Source organism: Sinomonas sp. P47F7 (assembly GCF_049332655.1).
In the GTDB taxonomy this organism is placed as follows: Bacteria; Actinomycetota; Actinomycetes; order Actinomycetales; family Micrococcaceae; genus Sinomonas.
Genome location: NZ_CP186327.1, coordinates 3,607,652 through 3,626,823, shown reverse-complemented (window position 1 = coordinate 3,626,823; position 19,172 = coordinate 3,607,652). Strand labels below are relative to the sequence as shown.

The 19,172-nt window shown below is 69.4% G+C and carries 20 protein-coding genes; 9 read left to right on the top strand and 11 right to left on the bottom strand.

All coding sequences use genetic code 11. From position 1 onward, the window contains the following. From ACOKR1_RS17025 to ccsB, 3 genes are read left to right on the top strand one after another with little or no spacing between them, the layout of a single operon-like run. The gene (locus tag ACOKR1_RS17025) at window positions 1–753 is read left to right on the top strand and encodes a cytochrome c biogenesis CcdA family protein (RefSeq protein WP_422934112.1); all 753 of its coding nucleotides are present in this window, start codon (window positions 1–3) and stop codon (window positions 751–753) included. Continuing rightward, on the top strand, window positions 753–2,528 hold the full coding sequence (resB, locus tag ACOKR1_RS17020) for a cytochrome c biogenesis protein ResB (RefSeq protein WP_422934111.1): 1,776 nt from the start codon (window positions 753–755) through the stop codon (window positions 2,526–2,528). Before ACOKR1_RS17025 ends, resB begins: the two co-directional genes overlap by 1 nt. After that, complete coding sequence (gene ccsB / locus ACOKR1_RS17015; protein WP_422934110.1) at window positions 2,528–3,616, top strand: c-type cytochrome biogenesis protein CcsB; 1,089 nt, start codon at window positions 2,528–2,530, stop codon at window positions 3,614–3,616. Before resB ends, ccsB begins: the two co-directional genes overlap by 1 nt. Before the next feature lie 81 nt (window positions 3,617–3,697). Here the strand turns inward: ccsB and ACOKR1_RS17010 are convergent, their stop codons facing one another. The 3 genes from ACOKR1_RS17010 to ACOKR1_RS17000 form a co-directional block, all read right to left on the bottom strand. Then, a complete protein-coding gene (locus tag ACOKR1_RS17010; protein WP_422934109.1) occupies window positions 3,698–3,940 on the bottom strand; it encodes a hypothetical protein in 243 nt (80 codons plus the stop codon). A 346-nt stretch (window positions 3,941–4,286) separates the two neighbouring features. Beyond that, window positions 4,287–5,270 carry a carbohydrate ABC transporter permease gene (locus tag ACOKR1_RS17005; protein ID WP_422934108.1) on the bottom strand — a complete coding sequence of 328 codons (984 nt, stop codon included), beginning with the start codon at window positions 5,268–5,270 and terminating at the stop codon, window positions 4,287–4,289. Next, window positions 5,260–6,210 (bottom strand): carbohydrate ABC transporter permease, encoded by a 951-nt coding sequence (locus ACOKR1_RS17000; protein ID WP_422934107.1) that lies wholly within the window; start codon window positions 6,208–6,210, stop codon window positions 5,260–5,262. The genes ACOKR1_RS17005 and ACOKR1_RS17000 overlap by 11 nt, the downstream gene beginning before the upstream one ends. A gap of 255 nt (window positions 6,211–6,465) precedes the next feature. Between ACOKR1_RS17000 and ACOKR1_RS16995 the strand changes: the two genes are divergently transcribed. Then, window positions 6,466–7,767: an ABC transporter substrate-binding protein gene (locus ACOKR1_RS16995; RefSeq protein WP_422934106.1), complete on the top strand. Its 1,302-nt coding sequence runs from the start codon at window positions 6,466–6,468 to the stop codon at window positions 7,765–7,767. Window positions 7,768–7,786: 19 nt separating this feature from the next. On the opposite strand, the gene ACOKR1_RS16990 is transcribed toward ACOKR1_RS16995, so the two are convergent. After that, window positions 7,787–8,050, bottom strand: coding sequence for a PLD nuclease N-terminal domain-containing protein (locus tag ACOKR1_RS16990; RefSeq protein ID WP_422934105.1), 264 nt, complete (start codon window positions 8,048–8,050; stop codon window positions 7,787–7,789). A 25-nt stretch (window positions 8,051–8,075) separates the two neighbouring features. Between ACOKR1_RS16990 and ACOKR1_RS16985 the strand changes: the two genes are divergently transcribed. Then, a complete protein-coding gene (locus ACOKR1_RS16985; protein ID WP_422934104.1) occupies window positions 8,076–8,456 on the top strand; it encodes a DUF4229 domain-containing protein in 381 nt (126 codons plus the stop codon). Here ACOKR1_RS16985 and ACOKR1_RS16980 read toward each other — a convergent pair. From ACOKR1_RS16980 to ACOKR1_RS16965, 4 genes are all read right to left on the bottom strand, one after another. After that, window positions 8,413–9,291 carry a 1,4-dihydroxy-2-naphthoate polyprenyltransferase gene (locus ACOKR1_RS16980; RefSeq protein ID WP_422934103.1) on the bottom strand — a complete coding sequence of 293 codons (879 nt, stop codon included), beginning with the start codon at window positions 9,289–9,291 and terminating at the stop codon, window positions 8,413–8,415. The two genes, ACOKR1_RS16985 and ACOKR1_RS16980, sit on opposite strands and share 44 nt — an antisense overlap. A 97-nt stretch (window positions 9,292–9,388) precedes the next feature. Beyond that, complete coding sequence (locus ACOKR1_RS16975) at window positions 9,389–10,573, bottom strand: AMP-binding protein (RefSeq protein ID WP_422934102.1); 1,185 nt, start codon at window positions 10,571–10,573, stop codon at window positions 9,389–9,391. A gap of 15 nt (window positions 10,574–10,588) precedes the next feature. After that, window positions 10,589–11,542 (bottom strand): 1,4-dihydroxy-2-naphthoyl-CoA synthase, encoded by a 954-nt coding sequence (locus tag ACOKR1_RS16970; RefSeq protein WP_422934101.1) that lies wholly within the window; start codon window positions 11,540–11,542, stop codon window positions 10,589–10,591. A gap of 79 nt (window positions 11,543–11,621) precedes the next feature. Beyond that, window positions 11,622–12,059, bottom strand: a complete 438-nt coding sequence (locus ACOKR1_RS16965; protein ID WP_422934100.1) for a VOC family protein — start codon at window positions 12,057–12,059, stop codon at window positions 11,622–11,624. A 258-nt stretch (window positions 12,060–12,317) separates the two neighbouring features. Here ACOKR1_RS16965 and ACOKR1_RS16960 point away from each other — a divergent pair, with 258 nt between their 5' ends. After that, window positions 12,318–13,127, top strand: coding sequence for an ATP-binding cassette domain-containing protein (locus tag ACOKR1_RS16960; protein WP_422934099.1), 810 nt, complete (start codon window positions 12,318–12,320; stop codon window positions 13,125–13,127). Then, on the top strand, window positions 13,054–13,983 hold the full coding sequence (locus ACOKR1_RS16955) for an ATP-binding cassette domain-containing protein (protein WP_422934098.1): 930 nt from the start codon (window positions 13,054–13,056) through the stop codon (window positions 13,981–13,983). The genes ACOKR1_RS16960 and ACOKR1_RS16955 overlap by 74 nt, the downstream gene beginning before the upstream one ends. 63 nt (window positions 13,984–14,046) lie before the next feature. Here ACOKR1_RS16955 and ACOKR1_RS16950 read toward each other — a convergent pair whose 3' ends face one another. From ACOKR1_RS16950 to ACOKR1_RS16940, 3 genes are all read right to left on the bottom strand, one after another. Next, window positions 14,047–15,363, bottom strand: coding sequence for a hypothetical protein (locus ACOKR1_RS16950; RefSeq protein WP_422934097.1), 1,317 nt, complete (start codon window positions 15,361–15,363; stop codon window positions 14,047–14,049). A 43-nt stretch (window positions 15,364–15,406) separates the two neighbouring features. After that, on the bottom strand, window positions 15,407–15,877 hold the full coding sequence (locus ACOKR1_RS16945) for a hypothetical protein (RefSeq protein ID WP_422934096.1): 471 nt from the start codon (window positions 15,875–15,877) through the stop codon (window positions 15,407–15,409). Between the two features lie 360 nt (window positions 15,878–16,237). Continuing rightward, a complete protein-coding gene (locus ACOKR1_RS16940; RefSeq protein WP_422934095.1) occupies window positions 16,238–16,984 on the bottom strand; it encodes a lysostaphin resistance A-like protein in 747 nt (248 codons plus the stop codon). 149 nt (window positions 16,985–17,133) lie between these two features. Between ACOKR1_RS16940 and ACOKR1_RS16935 the strand changes: the two genes are divergently transcribed. Both ACOKR1_RS16935 and ACOKR1_RS16930 read left to right on the top strand, forming a co-directional pair. Continuing rightward, the gene (locus ACOKR1_RS16935; protein ID WP_422934094.1) at window positions 17,134–18,360 is read left to right on the top strand and encodes a thiolase family protein; all 1,227 of its coding nucleotides are present in this window, start codon (window positions 17,134–17,136) and stop codon (window positions 18,358–18,360) included. After that, window positions 18,360–19,172, top strand: coding sequence for an enoyl-CoA hydratase/isomerase family protein (locus ACOKR1_RS16930; RefSeq protein WP_422934093.1), 813 nt, complete (start codon window positions 18,360–18,362; stop codon window positions 19,170–19,172). Before ACOKR1_RS16935 ends, ACOKR1_RS16930 begins: the two co-directional genes overlap by 1 nt.

Here is a 19,172-nt window from a genome sequence, read left to right as displayed (position 1 = left end):
GTGGGCGCGAACACCTTCAGCGACGCCGTCCTCAACGGTTCCCTCCTGCTCGCGGTGCCCGTGTGCCTCCTGGCGGGGCTCGTCTCGTTCCTCTCGCCGTGTGTCCTGCCGCTCGTCCCGGGCTACCTCGGCTATGTCACGGGCCTCACGGGCGTGGACCTCGAGAAGCAGAAGCGCGGCCGCATGGTGGCCGGAATCGCGCTGTTCGTGCTCGGCTTCACGGTGGTTTTCGTCGCGACCGGCGCCGTGTTCGGCCAGCTCGGCTCGTGGCTCGCCACCTCCCAGGTGTGGCTCACGCGCGTGCTGGGCATCGTCGTCGTCCTCATGGGCATCGTGTTCATGGGCGGGCTCGGGATCTTCCAGCGCGAGGCGCGCGTCCACGCGAAGCCGCGCGCGGGCCTGTGGGGCGCGCCTGTCTTGGGGATCACGTTCGGGCTTGGCTGGGTCCCGTGCATCGGCCCGACCCTCGCCTCAGTCCAGCTGCTCGCGTTCACGGACGGTCCGACCGCCTACAAGGGCGCGTTTTTGACCTTTGTCTACTGCATCGGCCTGGGAGTGCCGTTCCTCCTCATCGCCCTCGCGTTCCGCCGCGGCATGGGCGCGCTGAAATTCTTCAAGAAGCACCGCAGGGCACTGCAGGTCTTCGGCGGCGGCATGCTGATCCTCATCGGCGTGCTCATCGTCTCAGGCGTGTGGAGCCATTGGATTTCGCAGCTGCAGCTGTGGATCGGAACCGTGAGGCCGCCCATCTGATGAGCCTGAAGACCCAGAACCCGAAGCCCAAGAAGCCGCGCAACGCCCAGCGCGACGACGTCGCCCTGCCCGCCCTCGGGATCCTCGGCATGCTCCGCTGGGCATGGACCCAGCTCACGAGCATGAAGACGGCGCTCTTCCTGCTCCTGCTCCTCGCCGTGGCCGCTGTGCCGGGCTCGCTCTTCAAACAGCGCCCGGCCGACCCGGCGGCAGTCACGCAGTACCTCAAGGATCACCCGGACTACGGGCCGATCCTCGACAAGCTCCAGATATTCGACGTGTATTCGTCCGTCTGGTTCTCCGCGATCTATCTCCTGCTGTTCGTCTCGCTCATCGGATGCGTGATTCCGCGCGCGATCGCGCACTGGAAGGCGTGGCGGTCCAAGCCGCCGCGCACGCCCGCGCGGCTCTCGCGGCTCCCGGTCTACGGCACGCTCGTGGTCCCTGCGGAGAGCGAGCTGGGCGCCGAGGAGGCCGCGAAGCAGACCGCGGCCCTCCTGAGGAAGCGCGGCTACCGCGTTGATGTGCGGCCTGCGGCGAACGACGGCGCGTCCGGCACCGCGGGCGACGACGCCGCTGCCGCCGCCTCCCGCGGCCGCGCGGCCCTTGCCTCGGTGGGCGCCGAGCGCGGCTACCTCAAGGAGCTCGGCAACCTGTGCTTCCACAGCGGGCTCGTCGGCGTGCTCATCTCGGTCGCGATCGGGGGCCTCTTCGGGTACAGCGGCCAGCGCACGCTCGTAGAGGGGGACACGTTCGTGAACACCCTCGTGGGCTACGACCAGTTCAATCCGGGCACGAACTTCCAGTCGTCGTGGCTCGCGCCGTACTCGCTCCAGCTGGACAAGTTCGACGTCCGCTATGACCGCGAGTCGGCCGCGCACTTCGGCCAGCCGCTCGACTTCACGGCGCACCTCACCACGAAGGATTCGCCCGACTCCGCCGCGAAGCAGCAGGATCTCAAGGTCAACGATCCCGTGAGCATCGGCGGCACGGACGTGTACCTCGTGGGCAACGGCTACGCCCCGGTCATCACGGTCCGCGGCGGCGACGGCAAGATCGCGTACCAGGGCCCCATCCCGTCCATCCCGACGGACACGGTCTACACGTCGACGATCGTCATCAAGGCCCCGGACGCGAAGCCGTCGCAGCTCGGCTTCGTGGGCTTCTTCCTGCCGACGGCCGTGGTGGGCCACGACGGGGTCTCGTACAGCGCCGACCCGGACCCGCTCAAGCCGCAGCTGAGCCTCAACTCGTACGTGGGCGACCTCGGGCTCGACAAGGGCACGCCGCAGAACGTGTACGCGCTCGACGTCTCGAAGCTCAAGCAGGTCAACGGGCGGGACCTCCCCGCGAAGGGCATCGTGCTCGACGCGGGTCAGTCGTACACGCTCCCGAACGGTCAGGGCTCGGTCAGCTTCGAGGGCCTCAAGCGGTACGTCGCCCTCGACATCCACCACAACCCCGGCCAGGAGTACGCGCTCATCTTCGCGCTGTTCTCCCTCGCCGGACTTGTCTGCTCGCTGTTCGTGCCGCGCCGCCGCCTGTGGCTGCGCTTCGGCGACCACGAGGACGGCCGCACGATGATCGAGTACGGCCTCCTGGCTCGCGGCGAGGATCACGGCCTCGCGGCGGAGGGCCGGTCGGTGCGCGCCGCGCTCGCGAAGGCGTGGGGCCTGCCCGAGCAGGAATCGCCCCCGGAGGGGGCTTCCACGCACGAGGCTTCCACGCACGAGGCGCACAATAGGACAGACTCAACCTCAGGGAAGGGCGCGTAATGCTCCCCATCAACCAGACGCTCGGCGCCTACAGCGAGCTGTTCATGCTCCTGGCGGCCGGCACGTACGTCATCGCGTTCCTCGCCTTCGCGTGGGACATGGCCACGAGCGGCAAGACCGCCCAGCAGGACGCGACGCGCCTCGCCGAGGCCACGAGGGAGAGCACGGCCGCCGCGAAGATCCCGGCGATGGCCGGTGGCGCGTCCGACGGCGGAAGCCAGGTTGCGCCGTCGCACATTCCTCCCGCCCCGCCCACCCTGGCCCCGCCCGCCCGAAGCCGGATCGCCAAAGTGGCCGACGCCGGCCTCGCGTACACGTCGCGGCGGGCCGCCGCGCGCGTTGGCGTGGCCCTGAGCCTCCTCGGGCTCATCATCCATGCGGCGGGCGTCGTGACGCGCGGCATCGCCGCGGGGCGCGTCCCGTGGGGCAACATGTACGAGTTCTGCACCACCGGCGCGTTCCTCGTCGTCGCGGTGTTCCTGATCGTGCTCATCCGGCGTGACCTGCGCTTCCTCGGCACGTTCGTTCTGGGCCTCGCGGTGGTCATGATGGTGGCCGCGGCCGTCGCGTTCTGGACGCCGGTGGGGCATCTGGTCCCGGCGCTCCAGAGCTACTGGCTCGTGATCCACGTCTCGATCGCCGTGCTGTCCTCGGCGCTCTTCACGCTGACGTTCTCGATGGGCGTCCTGCAGCTCCTCCAGTCGCGCCGCGAGGCGAAGATCGCCGCGGGCGGGCTCGACCGGGGCGGGTTCATGGGCCTCGTGCCGAACGCGCTCACTCTCGAGACGCTCTCCTACCGCATCAATACGATCGCGTTTGTGGGGTGGACGCTCACGGTCATGTTCGGCTCGATCTGGGCCGAGAAGGCGTGGGGCCGGTTCTGGGGCTGGGACACGAAGGAAGTGTGGAGCTTCGTGATCTGGGTCGTGTACGCGGCGTACCTGCACGCGCGGGCCACGCGCGGCTGGACCGGGACCCGGGCCGCGTGGCTGGCGATCGTCGGCTACGTGTGCATCATCGTCAACTTCACCGTGGTGAACATCTACTTCACGGGCCTCCACTCGTACGGCGGGGTCAGCGCCGGCTGATCTCAGGCGCACCTCCGCCGCGGTGAGGGCCTTTCGAGAAGGTCTGTCCCGGTGGCAGTGAGCGGGGGCACCTCGCGACCCTCACGAGCACATGTCGAGGAAGCTCGTGGCGCCTGGGCGAGCGTGGAAGGTCACGGTGTGCCCCGCGGCGTCGCGGAAGACGGCGTCTTGGCCGGTCACGGTGATGGTGCCCGCCTGGAAGGGGTTGCCCCAGCCGGCCGGCGGGTTGCCGTTGCCGTCGTCCAAGATCTTGTCGGTGGCGTAGAACGTGTTCCCGACCCGCACCTCGTGGATGCCGCAGTGGGTGGTGAGCAGGATGGACACCGCACTGGGGGAAGCAGCAGGGCTTGCCACCGGCCCGCTCGTCGGACCAGCAGGGCTCGCAGTGCTCGTGGCCGGTGCTCCGGCGGGCGAGGTTGACGGCGCACAGCCGGACAACACTGCCATCCCCGCGGCGGCCCAGAGGAGCATCGTGCGGAACCAGACCGGACGCGCGGGTACGGCGCGCCGCTGTTTCGACCGAGAGAATCCCCAGCTCGCCAAACTGCCACCTCCGCCTGTGCCGGGCCTAGGATAGGCGCCCCGGCGGCCAGGCGACAACGCCGAACGGCGGCCGGCTTCGTGACGAAGCCGGCCGCCGTTCGGGCGCCTCCGGGCCGTGAAGCCAGCCCTACTTGATGCCCGTCGTGGCAATGCCCTTGACGAGGAACTTCTGGCCCACGAGGAACGCGATGAACACCGGCAGGAGCGAGACGACAGACATCGCGAACATCGCGCCCCAATCGGTGCTGGACTGGGCGTCGACGAACGCGCGCAGCGCCACGGGAACCGTGAACACGTTGGGGGACGTGAGGTAGATGAGCTGGCTGAAGAAGTCGCTCCACGTCCAGATGAACGTGAAGATCGTCGTGGTCGCGAGCGCCGGCGTCATGAGCGGGAGGATCACCTGGAGGAAGATGCGCGGGTGGCCCGCGCCGTCGATCCGCGCGGCCTCGTCGAGCTCACGTGGGATGCCCCGGATGAACTGGACCATGAGGAACACGAAGAACGCGTCCGTGGCCAAGAGCTTGGGCACGATGAGCGGCCAGAACGTGTTGATCCAGCCGATCTGCGAGAACAGGATGTACTGCGGCACGATGATGACGTGGATGGGCAGCATGATCGTGATGAGCATGGCGCCGAACATCCACCTCTTGCCCGTGAACTCGAGGCGGGCGAACGCGTACGCGGTCATCGAGCACGAGACGAGGTTGCCCACGATCGCTCCCAGCACCACGAGGGCCGAGTTCAGCAGGTACGTTCCGAACGGGGAGCTCAGCGCGTTCCAGCCAGTCGCGTAGTTCTCGGGGTGCGCCTCGGTGAGCCACAGGCCCGGGGCGCGGAAGACGTCGTCGCTCGGGCGGAACGAGGAGACCAGCATCCACAGGAGCGGGTAGATCATCACGATCGCCGCGACGATGAGGATCACGTGCTTGCCGAGGTTGCGCAGGCGTCCCCGGGTGGAGAAGGCGAGGTTGCCCTGGGGGAGCCGGCGCCGGCGGTTGGGCGAGGAGTCGCCGCGCCCTGCGGGGCGGCCGACGACGGCGGGAGACTCGGCGGGAGCCGACGTGCGGAGCGCGGTGGCCGCGCCGTTCGAGGCTGCTTCAGTCGTCATAGAACACCCAGAATTTCGATGCGTAGAAGTTGATGGCGGTGAAGGCTCCCACGAGGATCAGCAGGACCCAGGCCATCGCGGAGGCGTAGCCCATGTCGAACTGACCGAAGCCGCGCTGGTACAGGTAGAGCGTGAAGAACATCGTCGAGTCGGACGGCCCACCGTTGCCGCCGGAGACGATGAACGCCTGTGTGAACGACTGGAACGCGCCGATGATCTGCAGCACGAGGTTGAAGAAGATGATCGGGCTCAGGAGCGGAAGCGTGATCTTGAAGAAGCGAGTGGCCCGCCCGGCACCGTCGACGGCCGCGGCCTCGTAGTACATCGTGGGGATCTGGCGGAGCCCCGCGAGGAAGATGATCATGGGGGAGCCGAACGTCCACACGTGCAGCAGGATGATGCTGCCGAGGGCCGTGCTCGGGTCCGAGATCCAGCCTGGGCCGTGGATGCCGAAGAACGCCAGGATCTGGTTGACCAGGCCGGACGTGCCGAACATCTGCTTCCACAGGATGGCCACTGCCACGGACGAGCCGAGCAGCGACGGCAGGTAGAAGACCGAGCGGTAGAACGGGAGCCCCTTGAGTCCCTTGTCCAGGGCCACCGCGACGGTGAGCGCGAGGCCGAGCTGGAGCGGAACGCCCACCACGACGTACGTGAGCGTGACGCCGAGGGAGTTCCAGAAGCGCTCATCGCCCATCATGCGGGTGAAGTTGTCGAACCCGATCCAGTTGGGGTCCTGGATGAGGTTGTAGTCCGTGAAGGACAGGTAGAGCGACATGAGCATCGGGCCGATCGTGATGGCCACGAGGCCTACGATCCACGGCGCGAGGAAGACGAACGCTGCCTTGTTGTCCTTGGGCCGGCGCTGCTTGACGGCGCCCTTGCCCTGGCTGGAGCCGGACTTCTTGCTGAGGCTGCCCAGCTCCGCGAGCGCGCTCACGGGGCGAGCCCCTTGGGTGGTGCCGGCCAGGTAGCGAGCGCTGGAGCCGCGTGTACTTCAGACACGGTGTGACCTCCTTTGGTCGGAATGCGCTTTCACAGCAAGATAGGGCCGCCCCGCTATGGGCGTCAAGGCCTTGATATTGCAAGTGGAATGCGTTTTCCTTGGATCTTGACGGCTGATGTGACCTCGGGCATACTCAGCGAATCAGAAACCGATTTCTCGGTCAACCGTTCGTTCAACATTGGAGAGACGATGACGACTCTGACGCGCCGCTCAGCACTCAAGCTGTTCGCCGGCACCGCGGCCGTGGGCCTCCTCGCTGGCTGCGGCACCGGCGGCGGCAGCAAGAACGCCGACGGATCGGTGACCCTCCGCTTCACCTGGTGGGGAAACGACGTCCGCAACAAGCAGACGCAGCAGGTCATCGACGATTTCCAGAAGGCGCACCCGAACATCAAGATCCAGGCCGAGCCTGGCGTGTGGTCGGGTTACTGGGACAAGCTCGCCACGCAGACGGCAGCGAATGACGCCCCGGACATCATCCAGATGGACCTCGCCTACATCGCCGAATACGGCGGCCGCGGCGCCCTCCTCGACCTGTCGAGGCAGAAGGGACTCGACCTCTCCGCGTTCGATTCCAACACGCTCGCGTCCGGGCAGTACAACAGCAAGCTCTACGGCGTCAGCACCGGCCAGAACGCGCTCGGCGTCTTCGCGAACGTGAAGGTCTTCAAGGCGGCCGGCGTGGCGATCCCCGACGACACGAAGTGGACGTGGGACGACTACCTCAAGACCGCAGCCGCGCTCGCCGCCGGGGCGGGGAACTACGGCGCCTCCTACGGCATCACGGATCAGGCCCTGAGCATCTGGCTACGCCAGCGCGGCGAGCAGCTCTACACCGCGGACGGAAGCACGGGATTCACCGTGGACGGCGTGGCCTCGTTCATGGCGTTCCAGAAGAAGCTCCTCGACGCCAAGGCCGCACCGCCCGCGAGCGTCGCCCAGGAGGACGTCAACGCGGCCGTCGAGCAGACGCTCGCGGCCACCAACAAGACCGGCATGTCCTTCTGGTGGACCAACCAGCTCGGCGCGCTGTCCAAGGCCGCCGGCACCGATTTCAAGATCCTCCGCATGCCGAGCCAGACCGGCAAGCCGAAGGACGATGGCCTCTTCTACAAGCCCTCGATGTACTGGTCGGCGTCGTCCCGCACGAAGCACCCGGACGAGGTCGCGACGTTCGTCGACTACCTCGTCAACAGCACCGATGTGGCCAAGGTCATCACCACGGAGCGTGGCTTCTCGTCGTCGTCCAAGATCCAGGACGCGATCAAGCCGCTCCTGACCCCGACGGACAAGACTGCGCTCGACTTCCTCACCCAGATCAAGCCCGAGCTCGGCGCGGCACCCGCGGTTCCGCCTGTCGGCACGAGCAAGGCGGGCGACGCGCTTCTGCGCCACCTCACCGACGTGCTGTTCGGCCGGGCCGATGCTCAGGCCGCGGCGGCGGCGTTCAAGAGCGACGCCGACAACCTCATCAAGAGCGCCAAGAAGTAACGGTCAGGGCCGAGCAGCCTCAGAGGCCGTGCAGGAAGTCGGGGTCGTCGTCCGGAGCCATCGGGCGGCGGCCCCGCGTCCCGCCTGACGTGGGCGGCGCCGTGTGGCGTGGGCGGCCGAAGACGAACCACAGCGTGGTGCCGATGACTGGGAGGACCGAGATGAGGAACCACGAGGTCTTCGAGAGGCCGCCTCGGATTCGGCCGCGATCGGCCATCGCGCAGTCCACCATGGCGTAGAGCCAGGCGGCCAGGATCACGATGACGGGTACGAGGCGGACCATAGACCTATTTTAGTAAACTTGAGCGGTGGCGTTCCTGAAGTACACCCTCCTCCGTGCGACCCTCTTCGTGGTCCCGTTCGTCGTGTTCCTGCTGCTCGGGATCGGTGGTGTGCTTTCGGCCGTCTACTCCGTGGTCATCGCGTTCGCGGTGAGCTTCCTGTTCCTCAACCGGCAGCGAAACGCCGCCGCCACTGACGTGAGCGACGTGTTCGGCGGCCGCAAGAAGGTGCGCACCTCCCAAGAGGAGGAAGACGCCGTGATCGAGGACTCGCTGGACGAGGCGCGCCGCGTCGACGACGAGTACCCGGAGGTCTACGGCGACGAGCCGGGCAAGGATGAGCCTGGCCGAGACGATGCGGACCCTACACGCGCCCGAGGACCGAAGCCGCCGCGAACAGGAAGCTGAACCCGAGGTTGATGAACCCGGTCTGCTGCAGCACGGGGATGAGCCCCGGACCGGCGGTCCCCGAGACCATGGTTCGCGAGGGCCCGAGGCACGCGGGCACGAGCACCAGCACGAGCAGCATCCACGGGTTCGACGGCGCGAGGAGCAGCGCTGCGAGGATCGCGACACCCAGCATTACGGGGTAGGAGCGGCGCGCGGCGCGGTCGCCGAGCCGCACGGCGAGCGTGCGCTTGCCCGCGACCGTGTCCGTCGGGATGTCCCGCACGTTGTTGGCCATGAGCAGGGCGTCCGCGATGAGCCCCGTCGCGACGGCTCCGGCCCACGAGGCCGGGCTGAGCGTGAGCGCCTGCGTGTAGGTGGTGCCGAGAGTCGCGACGAGGCCGAAGAACACAAACACGAACACGTCGCCGAGCCCGAGGTACCCGTACGGTCGCTTGCCGCCGGTGTAGCCCCACGCCGCCAAGACGCTCGCTGCGCCCACGATGATGAGCCACCACGTCTGCGAGAGCACCACGAGCGCGAGGCCGAACACCGCGGCCGCGCCGAACGAGAGGAACGCGGCGAGCTTCACCGCGCGCGGCTCGGCCGCTCCGCCGCCCACGAGCCGGAACGGCCCCACCCGATTGTCGTCGGTGCCGCGCACGCCGTCGGAATAGTCGTTGGCGTAGTTCACGCCGACCTGGAGCATGACCGCCACGAGCGCGGCGAGGACGGCGTTGACCGGCCTGAACGAGCCGAGCCCGAAGGCCGCGGCGCTGCCGACAATCACCGGAGCGATGGCCATGGGAAGGGTCCGCGGGCGGGCGCCCTGGACCCACTGGGCGAATGTTGCCACGGGCGGTTCCTGACTAAGGGTGGGGTCGGGTGGGGTGGGGTCGGGTGGGACAGGGAAGGGGGTGGGTAAGGAGGGGTGGGACTTGTTGGGACTGCGCCTACGGCCCCGACGTTCCGCCCGAGCGTCGAGCCGCGTGTGCCCGCGCGAGGGCCTCGCAGATCGACTGCCGGTCGGGTTTGCCGTTGGGCAGGAGCGGAAGCGCGTCGAGCACGAGCCACGTCCGCGGGGCGAGGCGCCCCAGGCGTTCGACGGCGGCGGCCCGCACCGCGCCGAGCCCGCCCGAGGCGGCGGCCGGCTCCGCGAGGACGACGGCGGCGGCCAGCGCCTGCCCCCACTCAGCGTCGCGCACGCCCGCAACGAAGGCCTCCCGCACGCCGTCGACCGTTTCGAGCTGAGCCGCGATCCGCGCGGCGGAGGCCTTCACGCCGCCCGTGATGACGACGTCGTCCACGCGGCCCAGGACGCGGAGGCGACCCTCCGGCGTGAGCTCGCCAAGATCCGAGGTGACGTACCAGCGTTCGCCGTCCTCGTCGAGGAAGTGTTCGGCGGTCCGCTCGGGATCGCCCACGTAGCCGGCCGCGACGACCTGGCCGCCGAGGCGGATCCGGCCGTCCTCGGCGAGCCGGACGGACACCCCCTCGAGGGGGAAGCCGTTGTAGACGCATCCGCCGCACGTCTCGGCGGAACCGTACGTCGTGACGACCTTGACGCCCGCCTCCGCGGCGCGCTCGAGGAGCCCTTGGGGGATCGGGGCGCCGCCGAGCAGGATCGCGTTGAAGCGCTGAAGGACCTTGAGCAGTCGCGGCGAGGGGTCCTCGAGCAGGCGGCGCAGCTGGGTCGGCACGAGCGACGTGAAGCGCACCGGGTCGGTCATGTCCTCGGCCGCGTCGGCGAATGCCTCGGGGCTGAAGCCGGCCGCGAGATTCATTTCCGCGGGGCGCGTCCCGGCGAAGAGCGAGCGCACCAGCACTTGCACGCCCGCGATGTACTCGAGCGGGAGCGCAAGGAGCCACTGACCCTCGCCCCGGAGCGCGAAGGCCGTGCTCATCGACGAGGCGGCCAGCGCGTCGACGGTGAGCGCGGTGGCCTTGGGGGCCCCCGTGGAGCCCGAGGTGCGCACGACGACGGCCGTCCCCTCGGGCAGCGAGCCGACCGCCGTCGTCGGCCGCCACACGCGCCAGGTGCCCTGCGGAGCGTTGGTGCTCGCGGGGCCGAATTCGACGGCCGGCCCCTCGTACGCGAGTGCCGCCGCGAGGGCTTTGAGGACGGGGTCAAGGCTCATGCGGGGTCTCCCGGGTCAGTAGTAGTACGGGAAGTCGGACCAGTTGGGCTCGCGCTTCTGCAGGAATGCGTCGCGGCCCTCGACGGCCTCGTCGGTCATGTACGCGAGGCGCGTGGCCTCGCCCGCGAAGACCTGCTGGCCCGCGAGGCCGTCGTCGGCGAGGTTGAACGCGAACTTGAGCATCCGGATGGCCTGCGGCGACTGGCGGGCGATATCTGCCGCGTAGCCGAGCGCGACCTCCTCGAGGCGCGCGTGCTCCACGGCCTCGTTGACGGCGCCCATCGCGACCATGTCCTCGGCCGAGTATTCGCGGGCCAGGAAGAAGATCTCCCGCGCACGCTTCTGCCCGATCTGGCGGGCCAGGAGCGCCGAGCCGTAGCCGGCGTCGAACGAGCCGACCGTCGCGTCCGTCTGCTTGAACCTGCCGTGCTCCCGGGAGGCGATGGTCAGGTCCGCGACGACGTGGAGCGAGTGCCCGCCACCCGCGGCCCAGCCGTTGACCGCCGCGATGACCACCTTGGGCATGGTGCGCATGAGCCGCTGGACCTCGAGGATGTGGAGGCGTCCCGCGCGGGCCGGATCGATCGTCTCCGCGGTCTCGCCCGAGGCGTATTTGTAGCCCTCGCGGCCGCGGATGCGCTGGTCCCCGCCCGAGCAGAACGCGTGGCCGCCGTCTTTGGGGGAGGGGCCGTTGCCCGTGAGGATCACGGTCGCGACGTCCGGGGTCATGCGGGCATGGTCCATGGCGCGGTAGAGCTCATCCACGGTGCCGGGGCGGAACGCGTTGCGGACCTCCGGGCGGTTGAACGCGATGCGGACCGTCGGGAGGTCGCGCACCGCGGCCCCGCTCGCGTCCCGCTCGACCTGCCGGTGGTAGGTGAGGTCCTCGAACTCGAAGCCCTCGACGGCGCGCCAGCGGCGCGGGTCGAAGACGTCAGACACTTTCTCGGGCAGGTCGGGGGAAGTCACGCGTGAAAGTCTAGTCGGGGCGTTCGGTCCCCGGGCGCCGGGTCACGGCGGTTGGGGGGGCGTGGGCCGGGCGGCGCGATCAGGAAATGCAGAACTCGTTCCCCTCGGGGTCCGCCATCGTGTACCACGAGTGCGGGCCTTCGGCTGCCTCCCACAGGAACGTCGCGCCGCGTGCCTCGAGTTCGGCGCGGAGCACGTCCTTGTCATCGCCGGCGAGCCGGACGTCCCAGTGGACGCGATTCTTGACGGTCTTGTCCTCGGGCACCACCTGGAACAGGATGCGCCGACGGTCCTTGCGCGTGAGCTCGTCCTCGGGTGCGATGGCCTGCGCGGTCGCCCAGACGAGCACTCCGTTCCGGGTCACGGTGTCCGCCTCGGTCGCGTAGCCCTCGGCGATCATGCGCCGGATGAAGTCCTCGTTGCTGGGCTCGACGGCCCAGCCCAGCGTCTTGGCCCACCACTCCGCCTGGGCGTGGGGGTCGCGCGAATCGACCACGATCTGGATGTCGTATGGCATGGCTCAACGCTAGGCCCCGGGGGTCCGGGCCGGAAGGGACAAGCGGACAGGGGCCGTCCGCAGCGCGGCCGCAGCGCCGACCGTCACGGAGGCGACCCGGCGGCAGAGGCCCCGGCTTGACACTCGTCACCGCGCGCCGCCACCCTTGAACGCATGGTCCGCTGATCGTTTCCCCGCCCTGAACCGCCGCGCCGTGACGCCGGCGAGAGGACAGCCGGGCGCCGCGCGCCCACGAGCCGCCGAAGCGAGGCCTCGACCATGCAGCATATTTCGGACCCCTCCAGCCCAGCCCACCCAGCCGCCCTCACCCACCCCGCCGCCCCAGGCGCCCTCACCCACCCCGCCGCCCCGGCCCACCCAGCCCAGTCCCTTCGCCCCGCCGCCGTGCACGTCACCGCGTCGGGCGTTTCCCACGGCTACGGGGACAGACTCCTCCTCGACGTGGTCGACCTCGTGATCGCGGACGGCGAGCGGATCGCGGTCGTCGGTGAGAACGGGGCGGGCAAGTCGACCCTGCTCCGCCTCCTCACGGGCCAGGAGCGGCCAGATTCCGGGAGCGTAGCCGTCCACGGCCGGGTCTCCCGGCTCGCGCAGACGCCCGACGGCGCCGCGACCATCCGCGGGCTCCTCGCCTCCGCGGAGGCGCGCGCCACCGCCGATGGCGAGGACGACGGCGGGACCGCAGCCCGGGTGCGCGCCGTCGTCGCCCTCGAGCGGCTCGGCGTGGGCGAGCTGACGCGCACCGGGGCCGACCGCACGCTCGCGAGCCTCTCGGGCGGCGAGGCCGAGCGCGTGGGCCTCGCGTTCGCGCTCGCGGACACCGCGCCGATCCTGCTGCTCGACGAGCCCACGAACCACCTCGACGCCGACGCGGTCGCGTGGCTCGAGGCCGAGCTTGCGTCGCGGGCCGGCATCGTCGTCGCGGTCTCGCACGACCGCGATTTCCTCAGTCGGTTCGCGCGCGATCCTCGAGGTCGACGCCGATCGCCGCACGGTGCGCCGGTACGGCGAGGGCTACGCGGGTTATCGCGCCGCGAAGGCCCTCGAGCGGCGTGCGTGGGAGCGTGAGTACGCCGAGTGGGTGGACGCGATGGAGCGGGAGCGCGGGAAGGCGGCCGCCGTGACCGATCGGGTCGCGTACGGGCGGCGGACCGACAACGACAAATCGGGCTTCAACTACTTCGGCCAGCGCGTGAGCGCAGCGGTCGAGAGCCAGGTCCGCTCAGCGCGGGAGCGGCTGCGGCGGCTCGAGGCCGATCCCGTCTCTCCGCCGCCGAAGCCGCTGCACCTCGCCGCAGCGTTCGATGTGGCCCGCGGAGCCTCCGTCACCGTGCGGGGCGCCGGCGTTCCGGGCCGGCTCGGGCCTGTGGACCTTGACGTGGCGGCCGGCGGGCGGCTCGCCGTGACGGGTCCCAACGGCGCGGGCAAGACGACGCTGCTCAACGTCCTCGCCGGGCGGGTTCCGTGCGAGGGCGTCGCCGAGGTGCGCACGGCGTCAGGGGCGGACGATGGCGGGTCCGCGCCCGCCGTCGTCGGCCTCCTCCCGCAGGAACTCACCCCGCCGGCGGACCCGCACGCGCGCCTGCTCGCGGCCTACGCCGCCGGGCTCCCCGGCGACCTCGACGAACACGCCGAGCGGCTCCTGCACCTCGGCCTGTTCCGGGTCCAGGAGTTCTTCGTGCCGGTGGGATCGCTCTCGGCGGGGCAGTATCGCCGGCTCGCGCTCGCGCGGCTCCTGTCGGGCCAGCCCGAGCTCCTGCTGCTCGACGAGCCAAGCAACCACCTCGCGCCCCTGCTCGTCGGCGAGCTCGAGGAGGCGCTCGAGCGGTACCGGGGCACGCTCGTGGTCACGAGCCACGACGCAGCGCTCCTGCGCTGGTTCGGCGGGCTCGAGGGGGCGGGGGAGGTGCGGCTGGGGCGTTGACGCACAGAAGCTCTTCCCGGGCAGCCCGGGAAGAGCTTCTGTCAAGCGGAGCGACAGTGCGGACTACACCTCAGCCGTGGTGAGTTCCTTGTCCTCGGAACTCCGGTTGCGCTTGCCGCGTCCAAGGGCCGGGTCGGTCTTGCGCTCCACCGTCTGGGCCGCAATGTAGAGGCCCTCGCGGTTCAGGTGACGGGAGTAGGACGAATCCAGGTACAGCGTCGGGAACGAGTCCTCCGAGTTCATCTCGGTGGCCTTGTCCAGGAGCGCGGGGTACAGGAAGGCCTTCACGGGGCCGGCGCCGCCGCCGTAGACGTAGGCGACCTCGGTGGTTGCGCCGACAACAGCCAGCACGCGTCCGAACTGCTCGGCGATCTCCTTGGAGAAGAACATCATCTCCTCCTCCACGAACTGCGCGACCTTCTGGTAGAAGTTGCGCTTCAGGGCGCTCGGTCCGGCCTGCAGGTATTCCGCGAGCTGCTTGCGGGACGTGAAGCCGGAGATGAAGCCGCGGTCATCCATGGCCTTGAGCGCGCCGGTGAGCACCGAGCCGTAGCCCTTGTTGTAGGTGGTCGAGGCATCCGCGTTGAACTTGCCCGCGGTGAACACCGGGAAGTTCACGGTACCCTCGCCGATGTCGATGCCGACGGTGTGCTGGGCAGCGAGGACGTCGGCGGAGGTGATTCCCTCGAGGGTCACTCCCCGGCGGCGCACGTCTGCCAGCATCGCGTCCATCAGATCCTCGCCCTTGACGGTGATCGCGTACTGGGCCGAAGCGCCCTCGGGGATCACCTGCACGTCCACGAAGCGGAGCTTGATGGTCACCGGAGTATCGAAGTTGTGCACCGTGGCGGTGTGCGTGCCGTTCGTGAACTCGGCGGCGTAGCTCGTGCGATGCGCCATGTACTCGTTGATCGGCAGCGCCAGAGCGACCCGGGCCTGCACGCTCAGCGACTCGTCGGCCGGCGGGAGCATGCCGTTCTCGCGGACGTAGTCGCGCAGAGCCTTGGCCGCGAACGCGCCCATGACCAGCACCTTGCTCAGTTCCTGCTGGGCCTTGCTACGACGGCCCACCACGTCGAACTCGTCGAACGCACCCTGGGCGCTCAGCGCGCGCGTTCCGAACAGACGCCGATACTGGTCGCCGATGAGCGGCGAGGCGAAGCTCACGTCCAGCTCGTTGTAGAAGTCGCCCGCCATCTTGGCCGGGGCCTCGCCGTCCGCATTGGGCAGTGCGTTGGACCTCGTGATGAGCGCGACGCCGCTGGGAAGATCGATCTCGTCGATGGTGGGCGCGCTGGAGCCCCCAGCACCCCGGATGAGGCCCTTGACATAGCCGTTGCCGACGTCGATTCCGCCGGTCAGGTTGATCGAGATGGTCATGCGTGTTCCCTTCATTCAAAAGTGGGTGATGTCGCTGCGCGAGCTACCGCATTCTGGAGAAGATGTCGTTGACATCATGCAGTTCGCTCGAAGACTGTTCTGGCTCGGACGGTGCTGGAGCAGGGGCCGCCGGAGTGGCCTGAGGCCGCGGTGCCGGCGTCGGAACCTCCGCCCAGACCTCCGGCTCCGAGGCCGGGATAAACGGTTGCGGCTTGAGCTCGGCAAGAGCCCCTTCGGCCGCGCGGACCTCCTCAGATGTTTCAGCCTGCCGGCCGTGCCTGGGGAGCTGGCTCACCGGGCGGTTCACGATGTCAACGTAGCCTTGGCGCTCGATGCTCTCGCGGATCAGCATTCGCACTGACAGCGAAGGGTTGTCCTGCAACTCCATCCACGCCACCACGGCCTCATCAGCCACGGGGACGCTCACGCGAAAGCGATGCGGTTGCGGCTTCGCTGGTGTGTCTGCCTTGCTCTGACGGCCCGCCATCAGCACACCCCTCTCTCTCCACTTCATCGACGAGGTTTTCTCTCGTTGCCATATATAGACGGAGTGACCCACTTAACCCAAAAATGACCAAATCTGCGCTCTCGCATGGCCAAGATTGGGCAGATTCTGGCCAGATTTGGCACAGAATCTGCCCAGTCTTGTCCGTGGCCCAGATCTCGCCCAATCGTGGCCACTTTCTGGCCACGATCAGCCCGGAAGCCGTCCACAACGAGCCCAGGAAGACGGCCCGATCCCACGGATACCGCACCGACGTGTCGAGTGCCTTATGGCGGGGTGAACAGCGCAGCCTCTGGGGGATTTAACCCACATTTGGACCAGCGGCGCTCGACTTAACACACTTGAGCTAGATGCTGAGCGCCCCGCCGGCTACGACTGCAGCGCCGAGAGGTCCACCGCGTACATGAGCACCACGGAGAGCAGGTTCTTCAGCGCGTGGAGGGAGACGCTGAACGCGAGGTTGTTGCCGGTCCAGGCGTAGGCGAAGACGAGGACGGCCCCGAGGCCGAGGTAGGGGGCGAGGGCCTGGATCGTGAAGCCGGCCGTGCTGAGCGTGTGCAGCGACGCGAAGAACCCAAGCGAGAGTGCGTAGCAGACCCAGCGGTTGAGGTATCGGCTGAGCTTCCCGATCATGAGGTGGCGGAAGACGTACTCCTCGACGAACGGCCCGAGGATCACGAGCAGGGGCGCTGTCAACCACCACGGGATCCCCTTCGCGAGTGCCTGGATGCTCTCCTGGTTCTGGGTGACCTCCAGGCCGCCGGCGAGGGCGACGGCGATCGCCGAGGCCACGATCATCGCGACGAGCATGAGCGGGAGGATTCCGGCCGTGAACCACGGGCGGGTCGCGAGGATGCGCACGTCGCGCGCGATGTACGCGCGGGCGGCGATCGACGCGACGATGAATACGATCCCGTAGATCCCGAGGTTGAGCAGATACGAGCCGATCTCCGGATGTGCTTGGAGCCATGCGGAGCGTTCGAGCGGCAGGAACGCGACGGCTACCGGCAGCAGGACGTAGAGGAGGACCGCGAGGAGATCTGCCGACGTATAACGGCCGAAGCGGTGGCCCGGCGCGGGGTCGCCATTGCGGCGGCGCAGGGTAGCGGGGGGCATCGAGTTGGGAGTGCTCATTTGCCGGTGGAACGAGCGGGCGGCCGAACCGGTTCCGCCGTCACGGGTTGACCCACGAGCCGCCACGGGTAATCTTTATAGAACGAACGGTCGGTAATTTGGCCGGGACCCCTATGCATAAGGATGTGCTCATGGCTGAGGCCTTTCTGATCGGCGGCGCGCGGACTCCGGTGGGCCGGTACGGCGGTTCGCTCTCCTCGGTGCGGCCCGACGATCTTGCGGCACTCACGGTGCGGGCCGCCGTCGAACGCGCGGGCATCGACCCGGGCGCGGTGGAGGAGGTGATCCTCGGGAACGCCAACGGTGCGGGGGAGGAGAACCGGAACGTGGCTCGGATGGCGTGGCTGCTGGCCGGCTATCCGGACGCGGTGCCGGGGATCACGGTGAACCGGCTGTGCGCGTCGGGCCTCTCGGCGGTCATTATGGCGAGCCACATGGTCAAGGCGGGCGCGGCGGACCTCGTGGTGGCCGGCGGGGTCGAGTCGATGAGCCGCGCGCCGTGGGTCATGGAGAAGCCGGAGAAGGCGTTCGCCCGCCCGGGCGGGGTGTTCGACACCTCGATCGGCTGGCGGTTCACGAATCCGGCGTTCCTCTCCGGGGAGCTCGCTCGCGCGGGGAAGGCCACGTTCTCGATGCCGGAGACCGCAGAGGAGGTCGCCCGGGTGTACGAGACGAGCCGCGAGGACTGCGACGCGTTCGCGGTCCGCTCGCACGAGCGCGCGCTTGCGGCGATCGCGGCCGGCCGCTTCGCCGACGAGACGGTGCCCGTGACGGTCAGGGGGCGCAAGGGCGCGCAGGCGGTCGTCGACACGGACGAGGGTCCCCGCCCGGGAACGACGATGGACGTCCTGGCCGGGCTGCGGCCGGTGGTCAGGGGCGGCTCGGTGGTGACGGCCGGGAACGCGTCCCCGCTCAACGACGGCGCCTCGGCGATCGTGGTCGCCTCCGAGGCGGCGGTCGAGCGCTTCGGGCTCACCCCGCGGGCGCGGATCCTGGGCGGCGCGGCCGCTGGCGTGGCGCCGGAGATCATGGGCATGGGCCCGGTCCCGGCGACCCGCAAGGCCCTCGACCGGGCGGGCCTCTCGGCGGGCGACCTCGGCGCCGTCGAGCTCAACGAGGCGTTCGCCTCGCAGTCCCTCGCTGTGATGCGCGAGCTCAAGTTCGACGAGGGGATCGTCAACGCCGACGGCGGGGCGATCGCGCTCGGCCACCCGCTGGGCTCCTCGGGCTCGCGCCTCGTCGTGACCCTGCTGGGCCGGATGGAACGCGAGCTCGCCGGGCAGGGCCGGAAGCTGGGCCTCGCCACGATGTGCGTGGGCGTGGGTCAGGGCGTGGCCCTGCTCGTGGAGGGAGTCTGATGGCGGAGCCCGAGACCGCGGACGACGACGGGGCTCGCCTCGACGCGTCCGGCTTCACGGCACTGCGGGTCACCGAGCGGGACGACCGGCTCCACGTTCAGCTGGACCGGCCCGCGGTGCGGAACGCGATCGATGCGGCCATGGTCGAGGAGCTGCACGCGGTGTGCGCGCACCTCGAGGCCCACCCGAAGGTCCTCATCCTCTCCGGCACCCCAGCTGACCCAGCGGCCGGGGCGAAGGGGGTCTTCGCCTCCGGAGCCGATATCGCCCAGCTGCGCGAGCGCCGCCGCGACGACGCGCTCGCGGGGATCAACTCGACGGTGTTCGACCGCGTCGCCAGGCTCCCGATGCCGGTCATCGCCGCGCTCGAGGGCTACGCCCTGGGCGGCGGTGCCGAGCTCGCCTACGCGGCCGACTTCCGGATCGGCACCCCGAGCCTGCGTGTGGGGAACCCCGAGACCGGGCTCGGGATCATGGCCGCGGCCGGGGCCACGTGGCGCCTGCGCGAGCTCGTCGGGGAGCCGCTCGCGAAGCAGGTCCTCCTCGCCGGGCGCGTGCTCACCGGCCCGGAGTGCCTCGACGCGGGGCTGGTCAGCGAGCTCGTCGAGCCCGAGGCGCTCCTGGACGCGGCGAACGCCCTCGCGGACCGGATCGCCGCGCAGGATCCGCTCGCGGTGCGGATCTCCAAGGCCGTGTTCCACACGCCGCGGGAGGCCCACCCTCTCATCGACACCCTGGCCCAGGGCATCCTGTTCGAGTCCCAGGCCAAGTTCGACCGCATGCAGCAATTCCTCGAGAGGAAGAAGAAGTAG